Source organism: Hyphomicrobium sp. DY-1, from assembly GCF_047497105.1.
GTDB lineage: Bacteria > Pseudomonadota > Alphaproteobacteria > Rhizobiales > Hyphomicrobiaceae > Hyphomicrobium_B.
On sequence record NZ_CP134870.1, the window covers coordinates 1,616,941 to 1,633,942 of the forward strand.

Genomic DNA, 17,002 nt, shown 5'->3' on the forward strand with positions numbered 1-17,002 from the left:
TCAAGCCGGCGCCAATGCCTTGCTTGCCGCAAGTGTCGGCATGTTGCGAGCCCTGAAGAAATCAATCACGGCGCGCACAGCAGCCGACATGTCCCTTTGGCGCGGATAGGTCAGATACCATCCAGGAAAGTGCGGCGAGAACTCTTCCAGCATCGGCACCAGCTTTCCCGTTGCGATCAGAGGTCGGACGTCCGACTCCGTCCAGAATGCAATGCCGACGCCCTGCGTTGCGGCGTGGATCGCCATTTCGGCGCATGAGACCGTCAGCGGACCGTTGACGACCACTGACATCCAGTTACCGTCCTTGAAGAATTCCCAGTTGTAGATTCCGCGCCGGCCCGACCACCGCCAATTGATGCAGCGGTGCTTATTGAGTTCGCTCGGATCTCTCGGAATGCCGTGCTTCGAGATGTATTCGGGCGATGCGACAGCGCACATGCGGAGATCGTCACCCAGCTTAATCGCGACCATATCGTCTTCGAGAAGTTCACCCAGTCGAAGTCCGATATCGAAACCTTCGTCGACGATATCGATGACGGCGTCGTCGACGGTGATATCGAGCACGATATCGGGATGCTCGGTCGCAAACCGGCCCAGATGCGGGGCGATCAGCGTGGCGGCCGCTTTGCGCGGTGCGAGAAGCCGCACCGTACCGGCGGGAACGACGCGCAAATTCTGCACGTCGCGCACGGCCTCTTCCATTTCCTCAAGTGCCGGCTTGAAGCGCGCCAGCAGGCGCTGCCCCGCCTCTGTTAGAGAGACGCTGCGAGTCGTGCGATTGAGCAAACGGACGCCAAGCCGCTTTTCCAGCTCGCGGATCGTCTGGCTCAATGTCGATGGTGAAATTCTGAGATGAGCGGCCGCCCGCGCAAAATTGCCTTGTTCGGCAATGGTCACGAAGGCGCGTAGCTCAGCGAATTCGCTTCCGCGCATTATATACTCAAAGCCAAAGGAGGTATTCGGATTGCCTCATATTATATCGGCACATGCCAGCTATTAAATGTGGCCGATGTTCGCGGAAGCCGGATTTTTTGTGCTTTCGACGCGAATTCTCCCGAACATGGTTGAGAGGTGGCGCTGTGCTGGAGAAACGCAAGCTAGGCACGCAAGGACTCGAGGTTTCGGCGATCGGCCTCGGGTGCATGGGCATGAGCCGCTCGTACGGCGTCCCGGACGACGCTGAATCGACGGCGACGATCGCACGTGCGATCGAGTTGGGCTGCACATTCCTCGATACGGCGGAGGCGTATGGGCCATTTGCCAATGAAATTCTGCTGGGACAGGCCTTAAAGGGCAAGCGGGATCAAGTCGTGATCGCGACGAAGTTCGGCTTCACATTCGACAGCAACGGCATCTCCGGAACCGACAGCCGACCAGCGCACATTCGCGAGGTCGTCGAAGCATCTCTGAAGCGGCTGCAGACGGACCGCATCGACCTTCTTTATCAGCACCGGGTTGATCCGAAGGTTCCGATCGAGGATGTCGCCGGGGCCGTCAAAGAGCTGATCGCGGAAGGCAAGGTCCTTTATTTCGGCCTCTCGGAGGCGAGCGAGGAAACGATCCGCCGGGCACACGCGGTGCAGCCGGTCTCGGCGCTACAGAGCGAGTACTCGTTGTGGGAACGCGGCATCGAAGAGCACATTCGCCCAGCATTGTTCGAACTCGGCATCGGCCTCGTGCCGTTCAGTCCCCTCGGGCGCGGATTTCTGACAGGCAAAGCGAAGCGTGCTGAAGACTATCCGGCCAACGATTATCGCTCGCGCAACGATCCGCGCATCCAGGGCGCGAATTTCGACGCGAACATGAAAATCGCCGATATTGCACGCGAGATTGCGGTCGCCCATCATGCAACGCCAGGACAGGTTGCCCTGGCGTGGCTGCTCGGCTGCAGTCCGCATATCGTGCCGATTCCGGGGACGAAGCGGCGCGTCTATCTCGAAGAGAACCTCGGCGCGGCGAAACTTGAATTGTCCACCGATGAGACCGATCGTCTCGACGCTGCAGCAAAGTTGCTCGGTGTTGCGGGCGCGAGATACACGGAACGGATGATGTCGTTCGTCGATATTTAACGAGGAAACGGACTACTCGGGTTTCGGCTCTTTCTTCAGGGTGGAGCCCGCTTCCTTGAACTTCATCAAGTGAGCGTCGTCGGCGGAACCTTTGGTTTCGGCGACGACGCCAAATTCCAGCGGCTCATCCTGCGCGTAGCGCTTGCCCAGGCGGTAGGCGATTTCGGCGCGTGCCGTCTCGACGCCGAGATAAAACGCGTGGCCGGGATCGGCGCGGGTATCGAGATGCGGATAAAGCTGGAACGGATCGTCTGAGACGTGATGGCCGTCGCGATTGTAGATATGGACGCCATCTTCCGCGACCTCGATGCGATAATTTTGGTCGCGAATTTCCGACGCGAGCGATCTGATCTCTTCCGGTGTCGAAGCAAAGCCTTTGCGATCGCGCAAGGCCATGAGGCCCGAGCCAAAACCTTGCGGCAGTGCATTGGCCTTGCGAGCGGCGAAGTACTCGCGGCGGGCGCGGTCGAATTCCTTAATCGCGGTCCGGCAATGTGGACTCACCTGCACAGCAAGCACTGCCGTGATGTGAAGCTCGGAGCACATGCCCATCAGGATGGCGTTGATGCCCGTGGTGTCAGCGTCGGTCAATTCCGTTACGTTACCAATGCCCATCAGGATCGGAATGTCTGGGCGGCGCTTGCGCAGGTCGTAATAACGCGCGACGGATGCGGTGAAGCCATAGTGGATCGGATCGAGGATCGGATCGGCGTAGAAGGGGCGGCCTTTCGCGATCATGATATCGATGACGCGATCGAGCGAATCCATGTCGGCGGCACCAGCCGAAATGAGGATCGGCGCAGCAGGACCTTCGTCGACAATCGAGATCGTCTTTTCGGATAGCGAGAAAAGATAGTCGGCGCCTGCGCGCGTGGCGCGCGACAACTCTTCCGGATTAAAGGAATCGACGCTGACCTTCGCACCATCGGCATGCAACGCCGCGATGGACGCTTCCAGATGTGGAAACGGACTGTCCGGCAGGCAGCCGAGATCGATGACGTCGGCCCCGTCGGCGCGATACTTGCGCGAGCGTTCGACAATCTGCTCCGGCGTCATCAGAGTTGCATCGACGATTTCGCCAAAGATTTTGACGTCCTGCTCGGAGAGGTCGATCTTGCGCGCAGCATGGCCGAGATACTCAGGTAGATCGGCGATCTCTTCCGGGCCGCGCTCAAAGCGTGTACCGAAGTGGTCGGAGAGGCGTTCGAGATCGCCACGAAAACGGCCGGGCATGATGACCCGGTCGGCGTGCTCGGGCAGCTTCAGGCGGCGCTCGACGATTTCCGTCGTCATGAGGGCCGCGACCTTGACGCCGATATTAGTGACGACCGGCTCCAGGTCGGGATCATTCAGCTCCTCCGCCACACGCTTGACGCGCGGCTCGGCCAGCGATCCGGTTACCAACACAATGCGCTTGGCCATCGACGGGCATTTCCCTTTACGAATTCAACCCCCGTGAATTGGCACCGAATGCGGCCTCGTGCAATGTCCCGCACGTGCCCCATCGACAAATCGGCAGATTTACGGTTTCCGTCGCCCGTCACCTTGGAGAAGCCTTGGCATGAAGATAGTTCTGCTCATCGGGATTGGCGCGGGAAACCCCGACTACATCACCATGCAGGCGGTGAAGGCGCTAAACGCGGTCGATGTGTTCTTCTTTCTCGACAAAGGAGAAGTTAAGGCTGATCTCGCCAATCTTCGGCGGGAAATCTGCGAGCGCTTCATCGAGGACAAGTCCTATCGGATCGTGGAGGTTCCAGGGCCGGTGCGGGACCAGGGCGGCGATTATAAATCCGGTGTCCATGCATGGCATCGCGAGAAGGCGCAGATCTTCAGCTCGCTTATTGCGGATGAACTGAAAGACGGCGAGGTCGGCGGGTTTCTCGTTTGGGGCGATCCCTCCCTTTACGACAGCACGATACGCGTCATCGACCAGATCGTAGCGCAAGGAACGCTCGCATTCGAATATGAGATCATTCCTGGAATCACGGCTGTCCAGGCGTTGGCCGCCGAGCATAAAATCGCGCTCAATCCGATCGGCGAGCCGGTGCACATCACTACGGGCCGCAAACTGCTCGAAGGATTGCCGCAAAAGGTCGATACGGCCGTCGTGATGCTCGATAACGGTTCAGGGCTTCGTGCGCTGATCGACGAGGACGTCGAGATTTTCTGGGGCGCCTATCTCGGCACGCCAGATCAGGTCTTGATCTCCGGCAAGCTGAAGGAATGCGTTGACGCAATCGAAGAAGCCCGCGCGGAAGAGCGGACGCGGAAGGGCTGGATCATGGACACCTACCTGCTTCGGCGCGCGCCTCCCCGGCCGTGACGAGGCGGAATTTTTGTCAGTGCTGACCTTCGAAGTCGTCCCAGGGTGGCGATTTGCCGAAGCGATCGACGAGAAAATCAATGAAGACGCGGGTTTTCGCGGCCAGATAGCGGTTCGGCGCGTAGAGCGCATGAATGGTAAGGTCTGATGGCCGATTGTCGGGAAGGACGAGCTTCAGCCGTCCGGCAGCAATGTCCTGGCCCACGATAAATGTCGGCAAGTTTGCGATGCCGATGCCTTGCACGGCTGCATCGCGCAGCACATCGCCATTGTTCGATGCCAGGCACGCGCCGATGGCGACCGAGACGGGCTGGCCCTTCTCGGTCAGGTGCCAGCGCTGCATCGATGTGGTGTGGCCGTAGCTCAGACATTTGTGATCGACCAGTTCGGCGGGCGTCTGCGGCATTCCATGTTTTTCGAGGTATCCGGGCGACGCGACGATCACGATCCGGGCCGGTGCGATCCGGCGGGCGATGAGGCTCGAGTCCGTCGGCGTCCCGATCCGCAGGGTGACGTCCGCGCCTTCTTCCAGCGGGTCGATGAAGCGGTCGGTCAGCAGGAGTTCGACCTTGAGGTCATAATAGAGGGTCATGAAGTCGGAGATGGCCTTGCCGAGGTAGAGCATGCCGAACGACATCGGTGCGTTGACCTTCAGGATGCCCTTTGGCTCGTCATGGAGGCGGGAGACCTGGGCCTCGGTTTCCTCGATCTGGGAGAGGATGGAAACGCAGCGCTCATAGTACGCAAGGCCGGCTTCGGTCGGGGTCACACGCCTCGTGGTGCGGTCCAGGAGGCGGGCGCCTAGCGCCTGCTCCAGCTCCATGACGCCCTTGCTGACGGCCGAGCGGGTCAGCCCCAGGCGACGCGCCGCCTCGGCGTAGCTGCCGCTGGAGACGACTTTCACCAGCGCTCTCATGGCGTCGAGCTTGTCCATTTGTATCCAAATTGGAAACAGATTGCTCGTATATTGATATATTGAGCGATTTTTGTCAACGAGCCATATTCAGGACGTCGGACGGCTGATGCCTCCGCACAAAGCGAATTTCAAGGTGTCTGGAGGCACGCATATGACGAAGGTTCTGGTCCTCTATTATTCCAGCTATGGCCACATCGAGAAGATGGCGGAGGCCGTGGCGGCAGGCGCGCGCGAAGGCGGCGCCGAGGTGACGATCAAGCGAGTGCCCGAGCTGGTGCCGGAAGAGGTTGCACGGCAGTCCCATTTCAAGCTCGATCAGGCGGCGCCGATTGCGACGGTGGATGAGCTTCCGAACTACGACGCGATCATCATCGGCGTGCCGACCCGCTTCGGCAACATGCCGGCCCAGATGAAAAACTTTCTCGATCAGACGGGTGGCCTCTGGTTCGGCGGCAAGCTGATCGGCAAAGTCGGCAGCGTCTTCTCATCGACGGCTACGCAGCACGGCGGTCAGGAGAGCACGATCCTATCGACGCATACGGTTCTGCTTCACCACGGCATGGTGATCGTCGGACTGCCGTACTCGTTCCAGGGGCAGATGGGCGTCAGCGAAGTGACCGGCGGCTCGCCTTACGGCGCGACGACGATCGCGAACGGTGACGGCTCGCGTCAGCCCTCCGCCAACGAACTTGCAGGCGCCCAGTTCCAGGGCCGGCACGTCGCGCAGATCGCGGCCAAGCTGAAGGCGTAAGCCTCACTAATTCGGACCGTTGCCGAATTGGCGACGGTCCGCTTCCACCGGCTCCGATTGAAGCGCCGGATCGACCCTCCACATAGCAGATCAACCTAGTGACATCTCGTGCGAACGAGAGAAAGGACAAGCCATGTCTGGTATTCACCACATCACTGCGATCGCTGGCGATGCGTCCCGCAATCTCGACTTCTACACGCGCGTTCTCGGCCTTCGCCTGGTCAAGAAGACCGTCAACTTCGACGATCCCGGCACCTATCATCTCTACTTCGGTGACGAGACCGGCACGCCCGGCACGATCCTGACGTTCTTCCCGTGGGCACATGCGTCCAAGGGCCGGAATGGAGTCGGGATGGCGCAGCAGACGATGTTTCGCATTCCCGAGACCGCGATCGGCTATTGGACACACCGCTTCGTCGAGAAGGGCGTGCCACATGAGGCGATCGAGAAGCGCTTCGGACAGTCGGTCCTGCAGTTCACGGATCCGGACGGCATGAGCCTCGCACTCGTTGGCGTGGCTGGTGCCGAAGCCGAGGCCGCTTGGACCGGCGGTGACGTTGCAGCGGAAAACGCCATTCGCGGGTTCCACGGCATCCGACTGCTGCTTGAAGACGTGAAGAGCACCGGCGCCATCCTGACGGATGTGTTGGGCTTCACGGAAGCGGGCGGCGAGGGCAACGTCACGCGGTTCGTGGCGAAAGGCACGAAAACCGGAAGCGTCGTCGAAATCCACGAGGCGAAGGGCTTTCTTGCGGCTCGCATGGGCCGGGGCTCGGTCCATCACGTCGCGTTCCGCGCGGCGTCGGATGAAGAGCAGGCCGAGATGCGCAAGAGGCTCGTCGAGAACCATCGCATCCAGGCGACGGAACAGATGGACCGCAACTACTTCCGGTCGATCTACTTCCGCGAGCCGGGCGGCGTGATTTTCGAGATCGCAACCGACCAACCAGGCTTTGCCGTCGATGAGCCGGTGGCCACCTTGGGACAGGCATTGAAACTGCCGGCGTTCCTTGAAGGGCAGCGGAAGGAAATCGAGGCAGTGCTGCAACCGTTGGAGAAGGCAGCATGACGACAATGACGACAAACGTCATTCGTGCGGGCGCACCTTTGGGTGCCGCCCGTGCGGCGATGATCTTGGTTCACGGACGTGGAGCAAGTGCCGAGAGTTTGCTCGGCCTTGCGGACGCATTCGAAGCCGGCGACATCGCCTATGTCGCTCCGCAGGCGCGTTCGGGCAGTTGGTATCCGCAGTCTTTCATGGCGCCGATTGCCCAGAACGAGCCACATCTCAGCAACGCTCTGAAAACGCTTTCGGACGTTGTCGCGGGTGTCGAGCGGCAGGGCGTGCCGTCCGAGAAGATCGTGCTTTTGGGATTTTCCCAGGGCGCATGCCTCGCGCTCGAGTTCGCAGCCCGGAACGCTCGTCGTTTCGGCGGCGTCGCAGGCTTGAGCGGCGGCTTGATCGGACCAGAAGGGACGCCGCGGACTTATGCAGGCTCTCTCGCGGGCACGCCGGTATTTCTCGGTTGCAGCGATATCGACTTTCACATTCCGCTCAAGCGGGTGAACGAGTCGGCGGAGGTTCTTGAGGCGCTCGGCGGCAACGTGACGGAGATCATCTACCCCGGTATGGGCCACACGATCGTGCAGGACGAGGTCGAGCACGTTAAGAAGATCCTCAAGGATCTCTAACGGCCGCACAGGACAGGTGTTGGAATGGACTTCGACTTCGAAACACTTGCAGCAGACGATCGCTACAAGCTTCTCACCAGTACGATCGTTCCGCGCCCTATCGCCTGGGTAACGACACGAGCAAAGAACGGCGCCCGCAATGCGGCGCCGTTCAGCTTTTTCAATGCCATGGGCAAAGACCCGGCACTGCTTGCCGTCGGCATCATGACCGACGGCGACGGCAGCATGAAGGACACCGCCCGCAATATCCTCGACACGGGAGAGTTCGTGGTCAATCTCGTGCCGCGCGTGGCGGCGGAGGCGATGAATTTAACGTCGGTTGATGCGCCTCCGAATGTTGACGAGCTTGCATTGGCCGAGCTTGAGACGGTCCCGTCGCTCAAGGTCAATCCGGAGCGGGTTGCGATCAGTCCGGTTTCGTTCGAATGCCGGCTGCATACGCCGCTCATCTTTTCCAACCAGCTGCTCGCGATTGGCGAAGTCGTTCAGGCGCATATTGCCGACGAGGCCATGCTCGACCCGGCGAAGTTCTACGTCGACACGGCGAAACTCAATCTGATCTCGAGGCTCCACGGACGCGGGCTCTATGGAACGGCGGAGACGGCGTTTCAGATGCAGCGGCCCCGGGCGTATGACGCGCTGGAAAAGGAAAAGGCGCGAGATTGATCTCGCGCCTTTGTCCGAATTGTCCTTAATCGTAAGCGATGCTCAGGCTTCGTGCGGAATATTCCGGGTCGATTCGAAGAGGAACCACACGCGGCGTTCAGCTTCGTCGATCCAGTTTTCGAGAAGGCTCGCTGTAGCGACATCACCATGCTCGTCGCAGAGATCGTGGAGCTGGCGCATTTCGTCCGCCAACTGCAGATTGTCGTCGCGAAGCTCTGCCAGCATATCGTTCGGCGAAACGAAATCGGCGTCGTTGTCGAGAATACGCTTTTGGCTGTTGATCTGGCCGATGGAACGGATCGTCGTGCCACCGAGCTTGCGGGCACGTTCGGCGATATCATCCGTCGCCGCAAAAATCTGCTCGCTCTGATCGTCGAGAAGCAAATGGTAGCTCCGGAAATTCGGACCGGACATATGCCAGTGGAAGTTCTTCGTCTTGATGTAGAGCGCGAAGAAATCGGCAAGCAGCGCCGAGAGCGACGCGGAGATGTCCTTGATGGCGTTGTCGGAGAAGTGCGACGGCGTATCGAGTGGAGCCTTACGCCGGGATTTGGTCGTATCCGCTTTCATGTTCATCTCTTCCTTGGCTATGCGTTGCGGGGGGTGTGAAAAGGGGTTTGTAATTGATCAGGCGGTAGATACCGCCACATTGATCGAGGTCATCCGGCAGCCTCCTCGACGACGACTTTAATCAATGAGCACATTTTTTCTACGGTTGGCTGAATGGCAGGGGGAAGCTCATATCTTTTCGCGAGCCAGACTAAATCCTGATACGAAATCCATGTCGCGGAGCGCTCATCTTGCCAGACCAAGGCCTTCAGAGGCAGGTCCAAGCCGATGGTCTGCTCACTTTGCATAAGCACGGTGCCCGCCTTCGGGTTTCCGAAGAATAGCACTTCTGTCGGCCGGAGATCGAGGCCGGCTGCCGTTGCGCCCGCTGCATGGTCTATGCGTGCAAAAACCGTCATGCCATGGCTGGACGCGGTCGCCGCGAGCCGGTCGGCCGTCTCCTTCGGACCATGGGAGCTTTGGAGAGTGATCAATCCTTCGACCATTTTGCCGACGCTTCTTCCGGTTCCGGCGCGAGATTTTGGGGCCGCCACTGTTAGCTCCGACCACCGGTCATTGTCCACCGGGGCCGGCGCAAAATAGTGCATTCAGAAAAATTGCGACAAATGCCACCGCTTGGCGGCTCTCGCGGGTGACGACATTCGGGCGGTCGTCTAATCGTGTCTGGCTAATCCGACTCAAAGAGGGGAAGAATGATGCCGCGCCTTATGACGCTGCCGGCCGTGCCGGCCGTATTGAGTATTACGGCTGGCTACGTCGATACGTCGAGCTTTCTCGCTTTGAGCGGGCTCTTCACTTCACATGTAACGGGAAACTTCGTGACGCTCGGGGCATCGCTTGCCCAGGGTTCATCGGATACAATTGCCAAGATACTAGCACTGCCGCTTTTCTGCGCGGTGGTGTTTGCGACGCGACTACTGCGTTTCCAGCTTGAGAAAAGCGGCCTGCCGATTCTCGGCATCTGGCTTACGCTTCAATTCATTTTGATGACGATTGCGGGCGTGCTTGCCGTTCGCAACGGCCCCTTCCCCGATGCGGATACAGTTCCCGCCGTCGCTGTCGGTCTTATTCTGGTCGTTGCTATGGCCATTCAAAATGCGTTTCATCGCATTCACCTTGCGAACTATCCGCCGACGACCATCATGACCGGGACGACAACGCAGGCGATGCTCGATCTTGCCGATCTCTTTCATGGCGTGTCCGTCGATAAGAAGCCAGCCGTGACGGCACGGGTCACCAACCTGCTCAACGGCATCGTGGCCTTCGCGCTCGGCTGCGCAGCCGCTGCCGTGACCTATGCTCACGTCAAGGAGTGGGTTTTCATCGGCGCTCCGATTTTCGCAGCGATGACGATCGGCTTCTATATTCGGGAAAAGTCGATCGGCGCGCGATCTGGCTCAACATGAAAAACGCCGCCATTCGTCTGGCGGCGTTTCCGTATTGCATGTGCCGGGATCAAGCGTGGGCGTGGGTTTTCGTATAGCGCGGCGCCGGTTTGCTAAGGGAGAGATTGGGACGAAGCGCGAGGCGCGCCGCATTAAGATCATCCCAATCCTTGCCGTTCGGCAGTGCCGGGATCGTGACGAGTTCGCCGAGGTCCAAGCCTGCGAGCGCCGCATCGACCATCGGCTCGACATCCATGATCATTTCCGGCGGATATTTGTTGACGTCGATGCCCGCACGTTCCCAGATTTCCGTTCGCGTCGCGCCGGGAAGGACCGCTTGAACGCGTACGCCGGCATCCGATAGCTCAGTATTGAGTGTGAGGGACAGGTTCAGAACGTAGGCTTTCGAACCGCAGTAGACGGCGCTGGCGATTTCAGGCGCGAGCGCCAGGACCGATGATATGTTGATGAGAATGCCCGACTTCTTCGCAGAGAAGTTGGCAGCGGCAGCCGACGCTAAATGCGTCACCGCAGTGATGTTCAGATCAAGCAGCCGGTCGGTGAGGGCGAGGTCGGCATCGGCCATGGCGCCGTTGTAGCCCATGCCCGCATTGTTCAGCAGAAGCGTTATCGCTTTGTCTTCCCGTAACCGCTTGGTGATAGCGGCGAGATCGATCTTCGAAGTCAGGTCGGCCGCGGCGACCTCGACCGACCTGCCGGTTTCGGCTTTGATGCATTGGGCAAGTGCTTCGAGCCGCTGCGCATCCCGTGCCACGAGCAATAGATCATACCCACGCTTGGCAAGCCGATCGGCATACACAGCGCCGATGCCCGATGAGGCGCCTGTGACAAGGGCCGTTCCCTTAGAATTCGACATTTGATGTTCCTTTCTTGTCCTCGTTTGGATTTCGAAATGGCGAGGCCTCGCCACTATATATTTTTTACATCATATAAAATGGCGAACGTAATTATCATCTTGGCCAACCGGCCTAGCAGCGGCCATTCAAAACTTCGTCAAGCGTCTAACAGGGCGTCCCGCACCGCCTGCATAATCTCGTCGGAGACGGGCGAGCCCTTCGTCGATCGCGATAGAACTACTGCCCCGACGAGCATGGCGATCTGTGCTAAAGCGTCTTCGCGCGCGGCGGCCTTGTCCTTTCTTTTGCGCGACAGAAGCGGTGTCAACCGCTCGACCATCACGTTAAAACCGGCGGCAAATGCGGTTCTGATCTGGCCTTTGGGGTTTTCGCGTGCCATGTCTCCGCACATGGCGGCGGCCGGACAACCGAGGCCGATTGCGTCGCGGTGTGCTTTCGTCGTGTAGCGTTTGATAAATTCCACTCGCGCGGATGTTTTATCAGCGCCATTACGTTGCTCGATCCCGTCGTAAATGCTGCGGCGCTCTTTAAACGCGCGTTCACAGGCCTCGGCGACGAGCGCCTCTTTCGAATCGAAATGACCGTAAAATCCGCCGTGTGTCAGACCAGCTTCGGCCATGACGGCGGGAACGCTCACGCCGTCGATGCCGTACTCAAGAAAGAGCTTCGATGCTGCATTGAGCACGTCTTCGCGGTGTTGATCTGCTTCCTTGCGCGATACTCGCGGCATTCTTTTTTCTCCTTGGGCCTAAGCGTGGGTCGACGCGCCGTTGCGTTGGCCCATGACCATGCATGTCTCTGTCCCGTGAGCGACAAGGTTCCCTTCCTTGTCGAAAACCTTCCCTTCCGAACTCGCGATGCGACTGCCGAGCGAAAGCACGACGCCTTCACACCGCAGGACACCCGTCGAGGCAAAGACCGGACGCACGAAATTGGTCTTGAGTTCCAGCGTCGTATACGATTGTCCGGCGGGCAACATGGATTGAATAGCACACGCCATTGCGGTGTCGAGAAGGGTTGCAATCCAGCCACCGTGAACAGTCCCCATCGGGTTATAAAATTGCTCAGTTGGCGTCCCTTCGAAAACGGTGCGGCCGATCTCAATCTCTTTCGGCAAAATTCCTGTCGCGCGGCTGAATGGCGGCGCGATAAGCGCACCGTCCCGCAGCGCAACAAGAAAATCCAATCCTGACATCGCTGCCGCAACATGGGGCGACACAATCCTGGTCTTCATTGGCTCATCCAATTTCGTTTTCTCGCGGCGCGCGTTGAGGTGCGTCAACATTCGGCGTTGCGGAGCGATGCACTCACTTGCATTACGTCTATCATATATTATGTCGGCCATCATGAATAGCCAAGAAGGCGGAGGAGCCCCACCAGTGCGTCAGGACCCGATTGTCATCGTATCTGCGGTTAGGACACCTCTCGGGCGGTTTCTGGGCGATCTTGCCCCGCTCCAGGCTTCGGAACTCGGTGCGCACGCCATCCGAGCCGCACTGGTACGGGCTAAGCTGGCGCCAGAGAAAGTGGACGAAGTTCTTTTCGGTAACGTGCTGACGGCGGGACAAGGGCAGGCGCCGGCACGGCAGGCGGCGCGGGCAGCCGGGCTCCCCGATGCAACCGGTGCGACGACCGTAAACAAGGTTTGCGGGTCGGGCATGAAAGCCACGTTTCTCGCCCACGATCTGCTCGCCGCGGGCTCGGCCGATATCGTCGTCTCGGGCGGCATGGAATCGATGTCGAACGCGCCCTATCTGCTGCAGAAGGCCCGTGCGGGTTTTCGCGTCGGGCACGGACAGGTGCTCGATCACATGCTGCTCGACGGCCTCGAAGATGCCTACGAAAAAGGCCGCAGCATGGGCGATTTCGGCGAGGCAACGGCTGAGGCCTATCAGTTCACGCGGGCGGATCAGGATGCGTTCGCAGTCGAGACACTGACGCGCGCGCGCTCCGCTATTCAGTCCGGGGCATTCAAAGCCGAGATTGCTCCGATCAGCATCGCGACCAAAGAGGGCGAGAAGGTCGTGGTCGATGACGAGAACCCGCTCAAGGTCTCACCGGAGAAAGTGCCGAAGCTGAAACCGGCGTTCCGGCCGAACGGCACGATAACCGCGGCCAGCTCGTCGGCAAACGCCGATGGGGCGGCAGCTCTGGTTCTAACGCGTCGCTCGCTTGCAGAGCGCGAAGGACTACAGATCCTTGCTGAGATCCGCGCGCACGCGACGCACAGTCAGGAGCCGGCCTGGTTCACGACCGCGCCAATTCCCGCCATTCGCAAAGCCTTGGCAAAGGCCGGGTGGGAGGCTGGTGACGTCGATCTTTACGAGATCAATGAAGCGTTCGCGGCGGTCGCGATGGCCGCGCAGAAGGATCTTTCGATCGCGCGCGATAAGCTCAACGTCAACGGCGGCGCGTGTGCACTCGGACACCCGATCGGTGCAACGGGCGCGCGGTTGATCGTGACTCTGCTGCACGCGCTTGAGCGGCAGGGAGCGACGAAAGGGATCGCGTCGGCTTGTATCGGCGGTGGCGAAGCGACCGCAATCGCTATCGAGCGCGTTCAGCATTGAACTCTGCGTGATGGGCCTCAGGAGAGGCCCATCCGTGACTGGAGCCGATCGGTCGAAGCTCTGATCAGGCGATCTGAGACGATGCCGATGAAGGCGATGGCAAAACCGGCGGTCAAACCGCGGCCGGCATCGGCCTTGGCAAGCGCGATGAAGACCTCCTGGCCGAGATCGCGCGTTCCAATCATGGCGCAGATAATGATCATGCTCAGCGCCAGCAGCACGGTCTGATTGATACCGAGCATGATCTCGGGGAGCGCTAGGGGAAGCTGCACGCGCCAGAACATCTGGCGTGGCGTGCATCCAGATACGGTCGCAGCCTCAATCAGGCTTTCGGGAATCTGGCGAATGCCGTGGTTGGTGTAGCGAATTGCCGGAACGATCGCGAACAGGACGGTTGCGATCATGGCAGTCACGTCGCCTACACGGAACAGCATGACCACCGGAATGATGAAGCAGAACGACGGCAGCGTCTGCAAGGTGTCGAGGACCGGCGTCAAGAACGCCGCAAAACGATCGCTGCGCGACGCAAGGATGCCAATCGCAATTCCGAACACGGCACAAATGATCGCCGACACGCCGCAGAGATAGAGCGTCGCCATCGACTTTTCCCAAAGTCCTGTGACGGCGCAGAATGACGTCATCAGAACGACGAGCACGGCAAGGCGCACACCGGACAGACGATACCCTGCCAGTCCGACGAGCAGAACCATTCCGAGCCAAGGAAAATCGACGAGAAAATCTCGGATCGGGTTCAGGATATAGAGCAGCAGGAAGGTGCGGAAAGCTTCGATGGCATCGAAGAAATGGATGTTGATCCAATCGACGGCCGCCTTCCAGTAGGGAGCAGTCGAAACCTTGATTGCGGCCGGGACGGCTGCGAACGCCGGCACATAGACGCTCAGGATCGTGGTGACAGCGAGAATGGCGACGGCCAGCGTCAGCATCGGGTTTCGCTGCATGAAGTTCTGGTCCTGCACGTGCATGGCGGGACGCTGACGGGCCGCCGCCTGACTCAACCGATCGAGAACGATCGCAAGCGCGACAATCGCAAGACCGGCTTCCATGCCCTGGCCGATCTTCAGCGCTCGAAGAGCGAGAAGCACATCATAGCCGAGACCACCGGCGCCGATCATCGACGAGATGATCACCATATTCAGGGCGAGCATGATCACCTGATTGACGCCGACCATCAGTGTCGCGCGCCCTGAGGGAACCAGCACCCACCACAATTTCTGGCGTTGCGTGCAACCAACCATTTCGCCGAAATCATCGATCTCGTGAGGCACGCGCTTCAGCGCAAGCACGGTGGCGCGCACCATCGGTGGCATTGCGAATATGGCTGTTGCGAGCATGCCCGACACCGGACTGTTTCCAAACAGGAGCAGCATCGGAATGAGATAGGCGAACGTCGGCATCGTCTGCATCAGATCGAGCATCGGCTGGATGATCGTACGATCGATCCAGGGCTTCCGAAAGGCGACGACGCCAAGCATCAACCCAACGATAACGCACAACGGCACGCTGATAACGATGAGTGCCAATGTCAGCATGGCGCTCGTCCACTGGCCGAAGAGGGCGATGTATAGCATGCAGGCTGCGGCCAATGCCGAGAGACGCCAACCACCGAATTTGTAACCCGCGATCGCAAACGCTGCGCACACGCCGATCCACGATAGACGCGGCAGAACGACCGCGTTGGGGCCGTAACCGGACTTCCAGCCCTTGGCGAGCAGGTCAATCGCCCATTGCAGCGGCACGTTGAACACGTTGGTGATGCCGCGCGTCAACCACATGAAATTCGACTTTAGCCACGCCATGATTATCGAGATCCACTTGGAAATCGGGATAATGGCGGCGTCGGGGTACTTAACAGCCCAAGGGGCGATGCTCGGAACGAGATAGAGGAGCGCGACAACGGCGATGGCCACAGTCCAGATCAACGTCGGGGTGGAGATGGCGGACGGCCGGATGGGCGCCGTCGTGTCTGCGACGGTCATACACGTGCCTCTTTAGCCACGTCGCGATCGGCAAGTATATCGATAACGTCATCGGGCGTCACTTCACCGAGTGGCCTGCCATCGGCGGCGGTGACAAGAAAGTTCTTGCGGACACCGACGATGCGAGCCGAAAACGATGAGATCTTATCTCTTGCGCCGACTGTTCCGCCGTAGTCGGCAGATGGCGAAACCGGGCGCATCAGACTTGCTGCCGACATCACCTTCGAGCGCTGGACGTCGCGCGTGAATTCGGCGACGTAGTCTGTTGCGGGATGGAGCACTAGTTCTTCCGGCGTGCCGATCTGTATGATTTCTCCGTCCTTCATAATGGCGACGCGGTCGGCCAAGCGGATCGCTTCATCGAAATCGTGGGTGATGAAGACGATGGTTTTCTTCAGCACGCTTTGGAGACGCAGAAGCTCGGCCTGCATCTCGCGCCGGATCAAAGGGTCGAGTGCGGAAAACGGCTCATCGAGGAACCAGATTTCCGGTTCGACCGCGAGGCTCCGTGCAATACCGACTCGCTGCTGCTGGCCGCCTGAAAGCTCACGCGGATAAAACTGCTCGCGCCCGCTGAGGCCGACAAGCTCGATAACTTTGCGCGCGCGCGCCTCGCGCGTCTTGCGTTCGACGCCTTGAACGGAAAGCGGAAAAGCGATGTTTTCGAGCACCGTCAGATGCGGCAGCAGGGCGAAGTGCTGAAACACCATACCCATGCGGTGACGACGGATCTCAATCAATTCATCAGGGGATGCTTTCAGCAGGTCGATGCCGTCGAGCTCGATCTTTCCCCACGTGGGCTCAACCAATCGAGAGAGACAGCGAACGAGCGTCGACTTGCCCGAGCCGGACAAGCCCATGACGATGAAATTTTCGCCGCGACGAACTTCGAGTGACGCATGCCGCACCGCGCCGACGAGCTGGGCTTTGCTCAGGTCTTCGGATGTCGGTGCGCCGTTGTGTTTCGCCAGAAAATTCTTCGCGCCTTCGCCGAAGACTTTCCACACATCCTGGCACAATAGTTTAACCGGACGATCGTCCGTCGCCGACGTCGTATCATCGCGCAGGGGCGCTTGGGTATTCATTTTAGAATCGCTCCATCGCGCAAAGCGCGCCGCGTGGCCTCAAAAACAGACGGGAACCGACAGCCTGCGATGGCACACCGGTTCCCGTCGCGTCTTC

General features: G+C 59.6%; 18 protein-coding genes. 8 read left to right on the top strand and 10 right to left on the bottom strand.

Annotated features, from left to right (window positions below; all coding sequences use genetic code 11):
* Entirely contained in the window at positions 1–933 is a 933-nt protein-coding gene (locus RLW41_RS07615) for a LysR substrate-binding domain-containing protein (RefSeq protein WP_414464107.1), read from the bottom strand.
* Between the two features lie 146 nt (positions 934–1,079).
* Here RLW41_RS07615 and RLW41_RS07620 point away from each other — a divergent pair, with 146 nt between their 5' ends.
* Positions 1,080–2,069: an aldo/keto reductase gene (locus RLW41_RS07620; RefSeq protein ID WP_414464108.1), complete on the top strand. Its 990-nt coding sequence runs from the start codon at positions 1,080–1,082 to the stop codon at positions 2,067–2,069.
* A 12-nt stretch (positions 2,070–2,081) separates the two neighbouring features.
* Here the strand turns inward: RLW41_RS07620 and RLW41_RS07625 are convergent, their stop codons facing one another.
* Positions 2,082–3,491: a DUF6513 domain-containing protein gene (locus RLW41_RS07625; RefSeq protein ID WP_414464109.1), complete on the bottom strand. Its 1,410-nt coding sequence runs from the start codon at positions 3,489–3,491 to the stop codon at positions 2,082–2,084.
* A 139-nt stretch (positions 3,492–3,630) separates the two neighbouring features.
* Between RLW41_RS07625 and cobF the strand changes: the two genes are divergently transcribed.
* Positions 3,631–4,395 (top strand): precorrin-6A synthase (deacetylating), encoded by a 765-nt coding sequence (gene cobF, locus RLW41_RS07630; protein ID WP_414464110.1) that lies wholly within the window; start codon positions 3,631–3,633, stop codon positions 4,393–4,395.
* 16 nt (positions 4,396–4,411) lie between these two features.
* Here the strand turns inward: cobF and RLW41_RS07635 are convergent, their stop codons facing one another.
* Positions 4,412–5,329 carry a LysR family transcriptional regulator gene (locus RLW41_RS07635; protein WP_013949871.1) on the bottom strand — a complete coding sequence of 306 codons (918 nt, stop codon included), beginning with the start codon at positions 5,327–5,329 and terminating at the stop codon, positions 4,412–4,414.
* Between the two features lie 133 nt (positions 5,330–5,462).
* On the opposite strand from RLW41_RS07635, the gene wrbA reads away from it, so the two are divergent.
* The 4 genes from wrbA (at position 5,463) to RLW41_RS07655 (ending at position 8,420) form a co-directional block, all read left to right on the top strand.
* Complete coding sequence (gene wrbA, locus RLW41_RS07640; protein WP_414464111.1) at positions 5,463–6,062, top strand: NAD(P)H:quinone oxidoreductase; 600 nt, start codon at positions 5,463–5,465, stop codon at positions 6,060–6,062.
* A 133-nt stretch (positions 6,063–6,195) separates the two neighbouring features.
* On the top strand, positions 6,196–7,131 hold the full coding sequence (locus RLW41_RS07645; protein WP_414464112.1) for a ring-cleaving dioxygenase: 936 nt from the start codon (positions 6,196–6,198) through the stop codon (positions 7,129–7,131).
* Positions 7,128–7,754 (top strand): alpha/beta hydrolase, encoded by a 627-nt coding sequence (locus RLW41_RS07650; RefSeq protein WP_414464113.1) that lies wholly within the window; start codon positions 7,128–7,130, stop codon positions 7,752–7,754. Before RLW41_RS07645 ends, RLW41_RS07650 begins: the two co-directional genes overlap by 4 nt.
* A gap of 24 nt (positions 7,755–7,778) precedes the next feature.
* Positions 7,779–8,420 (top strand): flavin reductase family protein, encoded by a 642-nt coding sequence (locus RLW41_RS07655; RefSeq protein WP_414464114.1) that lies wholly within the window; start codon positions 7,779–7,781, stop codon positions 8,418–8,420.
* 42 nt (positions 8,421–8,462) lie between these two features.
* On the opposite strand, the gene RLW41_RS07660 is transcribed toward RLW41_RS07655, so the two are convergent.
* Positions 8,463–8,990, bottom strand: a complete 528-nt coding sequence (locus RLW41_RS07660) for a Dps family protein (protein WP_013949876.1) — start codon at positions 8,988–8,990, stop codon at positions 8,463–8,465.
* 89 nt (positions 8,991–9,079) lie between these two features.
* Positions 9,080–9,475 carry a DUF302 domain-containing protein gene (locus RLW41_RS07665; RefSeq protein ID WP_414464115.1) on the bottom strand — a complete coding sequence of 132 codons (396 nt, stop codon included), beginning with the start codon at positions 9,473–9,475 and terminating at the stop codon, positions 9,080–9,082.
* Between the two features lie 207 nt (positions 9,476–9,682).
* Between RLW41_RS07665 and RLW41_RS07670 the strand changes: the two genes are divergently transcribed.
* Positions 9,683–10,396: a YoaK family protein gene (locus tag RLW41_RS07670; protein ID WP_414464116.1), complete on the top strand. Its 714-nt coding sequence runs from the start codon at positions 9,683–9,685 to the stop codon at positions 10,394–10,396.
* A 49-nt stretch (positions 10,397–10,445) separates the two neighbouring features.
* Here the strand turns inward: RLW41_RS07670 and RLW41_RS07675 are convergent, their stop codons facing one another.
* The 3 genes from RLW41_RS07675 to RLW41_RS07685 form a co-directional block, all read right to left on the bottom strand.
* Positions 10,446–11,252: an SDR family NAD(P)-dependent oxidoreductase gene (locus RLW41_RS07675; RefSeq protein ID WP_414464117.1), complete on the bottom strand. Its 807-nt coding sequence runs from the start codon at positions 11,250–11,252 to the stop codon at positions 10,446–10,448.
* 137 nt (positions 11,253–11,389) lie between these two features.
* Positions 11,390–11,983 (bottom strand): TetR/AcrR family transcriptional regulator, encoded by a 594-nt coding sequence (locus RLW41_RS07680; RefSeq protein WP_414464118.1) that lies wholly within the window; start codon positions 11,981–11,983, stop codon positions 11,390–11,392.
* A gap of 18 nt (positions 11,984–12,001) precedes the next feature.
* On the bottom strand, positions 12,002–12,487 hold the full coding sequence (locus RLW41_RS07685; RefSeq protein ID WP_414464119.1) for a PaaI family thioesterase: 486 nt from the start codon (positions 12,485–12,487) through the stop codon (positions 12,002–12,004).
* Positions 12,488–12,599: 112 nt separating this feature from the next.
* Between RLW41_RS07685 and RLW41_RS07690 the strand changes: the two genes are divergently transcribed.
* On the top strand, positions 12,600–13,823 hold the full coding sequence (locus tag RLW41_RS07690) for an acetyl-CoA C-acyltransferase (protein ID WP_414464120.1): 1,224 nt from the start codon (positions 12,600–12,602) through the stop codon (positions 13,821–13,823).
* 17 nt (positions 13,824–13,840) lie between these two features.
* Here the strand turns inward: RLW41_RS07690 and RLW41_RS07695 are convergent, their stop codons facing one another.
* Both RLW41_RS07695 and RLW41_RS07700 read right to left on the bottom strand, forming a co-directional pair.
* The gene (locus RLW41_RS07695; RefSeq protein WP_414464121.1) at positions 13,841–15,820 is read right to left on the bottom strand and encodes an ABC transporter permease; all 1,980 of its coding nucleotides are present in this window, start codon (positions 15,818–15,820) and stop codon (positions 13,841–13,843) included.
* Positions 15,817–16,905 (bottom strand): quaternary amine ABC transporter ATP-binding protein, encoded by a 1,089-nt coding sequence (locus RLW41_RS07700; RefSeq protein WP_414464122.1) that lies wholly within the window; start codon positions 16,903–16,905, stop codon positions 15,817–15,819. The genes RLW41_RS07695 and RLW41_RS07700 overlap by 4 nt, the downstream gene beginning before the upstream one ends.
* Positions 16,906–17,002 lie beyond the last annotated feature (97 nt).

Excerpts from the sequence above, each read along its gene's own strand:
- RLW41_RS07615 (WP_414464107.1), bottom strand. The coding sequence starts at position 933 with ATGCGCGGAAGCGAATTCGCTGAGCTACGCGCCTTCGTGACCATTGCC.
- RLW41_RS07625 (WP_414464109.1), bottom strand. The coding sequence starts at position 3,491 with ATGGCCAAGCGCATTGTGTTGGTAACCGGATCGCTGGCCGAGCCGCGC.
- cobF (WP_414464110.1), top strand. The coding sequence starts at position 3,631 with ATGAAGATAGTTCTGCTCATCGGGATTGGCGCGGGAAACCCCGACTAC.
- RLW41_RS07635 (WP_013949871.1), bottom strand. The coding sequence starts at position 5,329 with ATGGACAAGCTCGACGCCATGAGAGCGCTGGTGAAAGTCGTCTCCAGC.
- wrbA (WP_414464111.1), top strand. The coding sequence starts at position 5,463 with ATGACGAAGGTTCTGGTCCTCTATTATTCCAGCTATGGCCACATCGAG.
- RLW41_RS07645 (WP_414464112.1), top strand. The coding sequence starts at position 6,196 with ATGTCTGGTATTCACCACATCACTGCGATCGCTGGCGATGCGTCCCGC.
- RLW41_RS07650 (WP_414464113.1), top strand. The coding sequence starts at position 7,128 with ATGACGACAATGACGACAAACGTCATTCGTGCGGGCGCACCTTTGGGT.
- RLW41_RS07655 (WP_414464114.1), top strand. The coding sequence starts at position 7,779 with ATGGACTTCGACTTCGAAACACTTGCAGCAGACGATCGCTACAAGCTT.
- RLW41_RS07660 (WP_013949876.1), bottom strand. The coding sequence starts at position 8,990 with ATGAAAGCGGATACGACCAAATCCCGGCGTAAGGCTCCACTCGATACG.
- RLW41_RS07665 (WP_414464115.1), bottom strand. The coding sequence starts at position 9,475 with ATGGTCGAAGGATTGATCACTCTCCAAAGCTCCCATGGTCCGAAGGAG.
- RLW41_RS07670 (WP_414464116.1), top strand. The coding sequence starts at position 9,683 with ATGATGCCGCGCCTTATGACGCTGCCGGCCGTGCCGGCCGTATTGAGT.
- RLW41_RS07675 (WP_414464117.1), bottom strand. The coding sequence starts at position 11,252 with ATGTCGAATTCTAAGGGAACGGCCCTTGTCACAGGCGCCTCATCGGGC.
- RLW41_RS07680 (WP_414464118.1), bottom strand. The coding sequence starts at position 11,983 with ATGCCGCGAGTATCGCGCAAGGAAGCAGATCAACACCGCGAAGACGTG.
- RLW41_RS07685 (WP_414464119.1), bottom strand. The coding sequence starts at position 12,487 with ATGAAGACCAGGATTGTGTCGCCCCATGTTGCGGCAGCGATGTCAGGA.
- RLW41_RS07690 (WP_414464120.1), top strand. The coding sequence starts at position 12,600 with ATGAATAGCCAAGAAGGCGGAGGAGCCCCACCAGTGCGTCAGGACCCG.
- RLW41_RS07695 (WP_414464121.1), bottom strand. The coding sequence starts at position 15,820 with ATGACCGTCGCAGACACGACGGCGCCCATCCGGCCGTCCGCCATCTCC.
- RLW41_RS07700 (WP_414464122.1), bottom strand. The coding sequence starts at position 16,905 with ATGAATACCCAAGCGCCCCTGCGCGATGATACGACGTCGGCGACGGAC.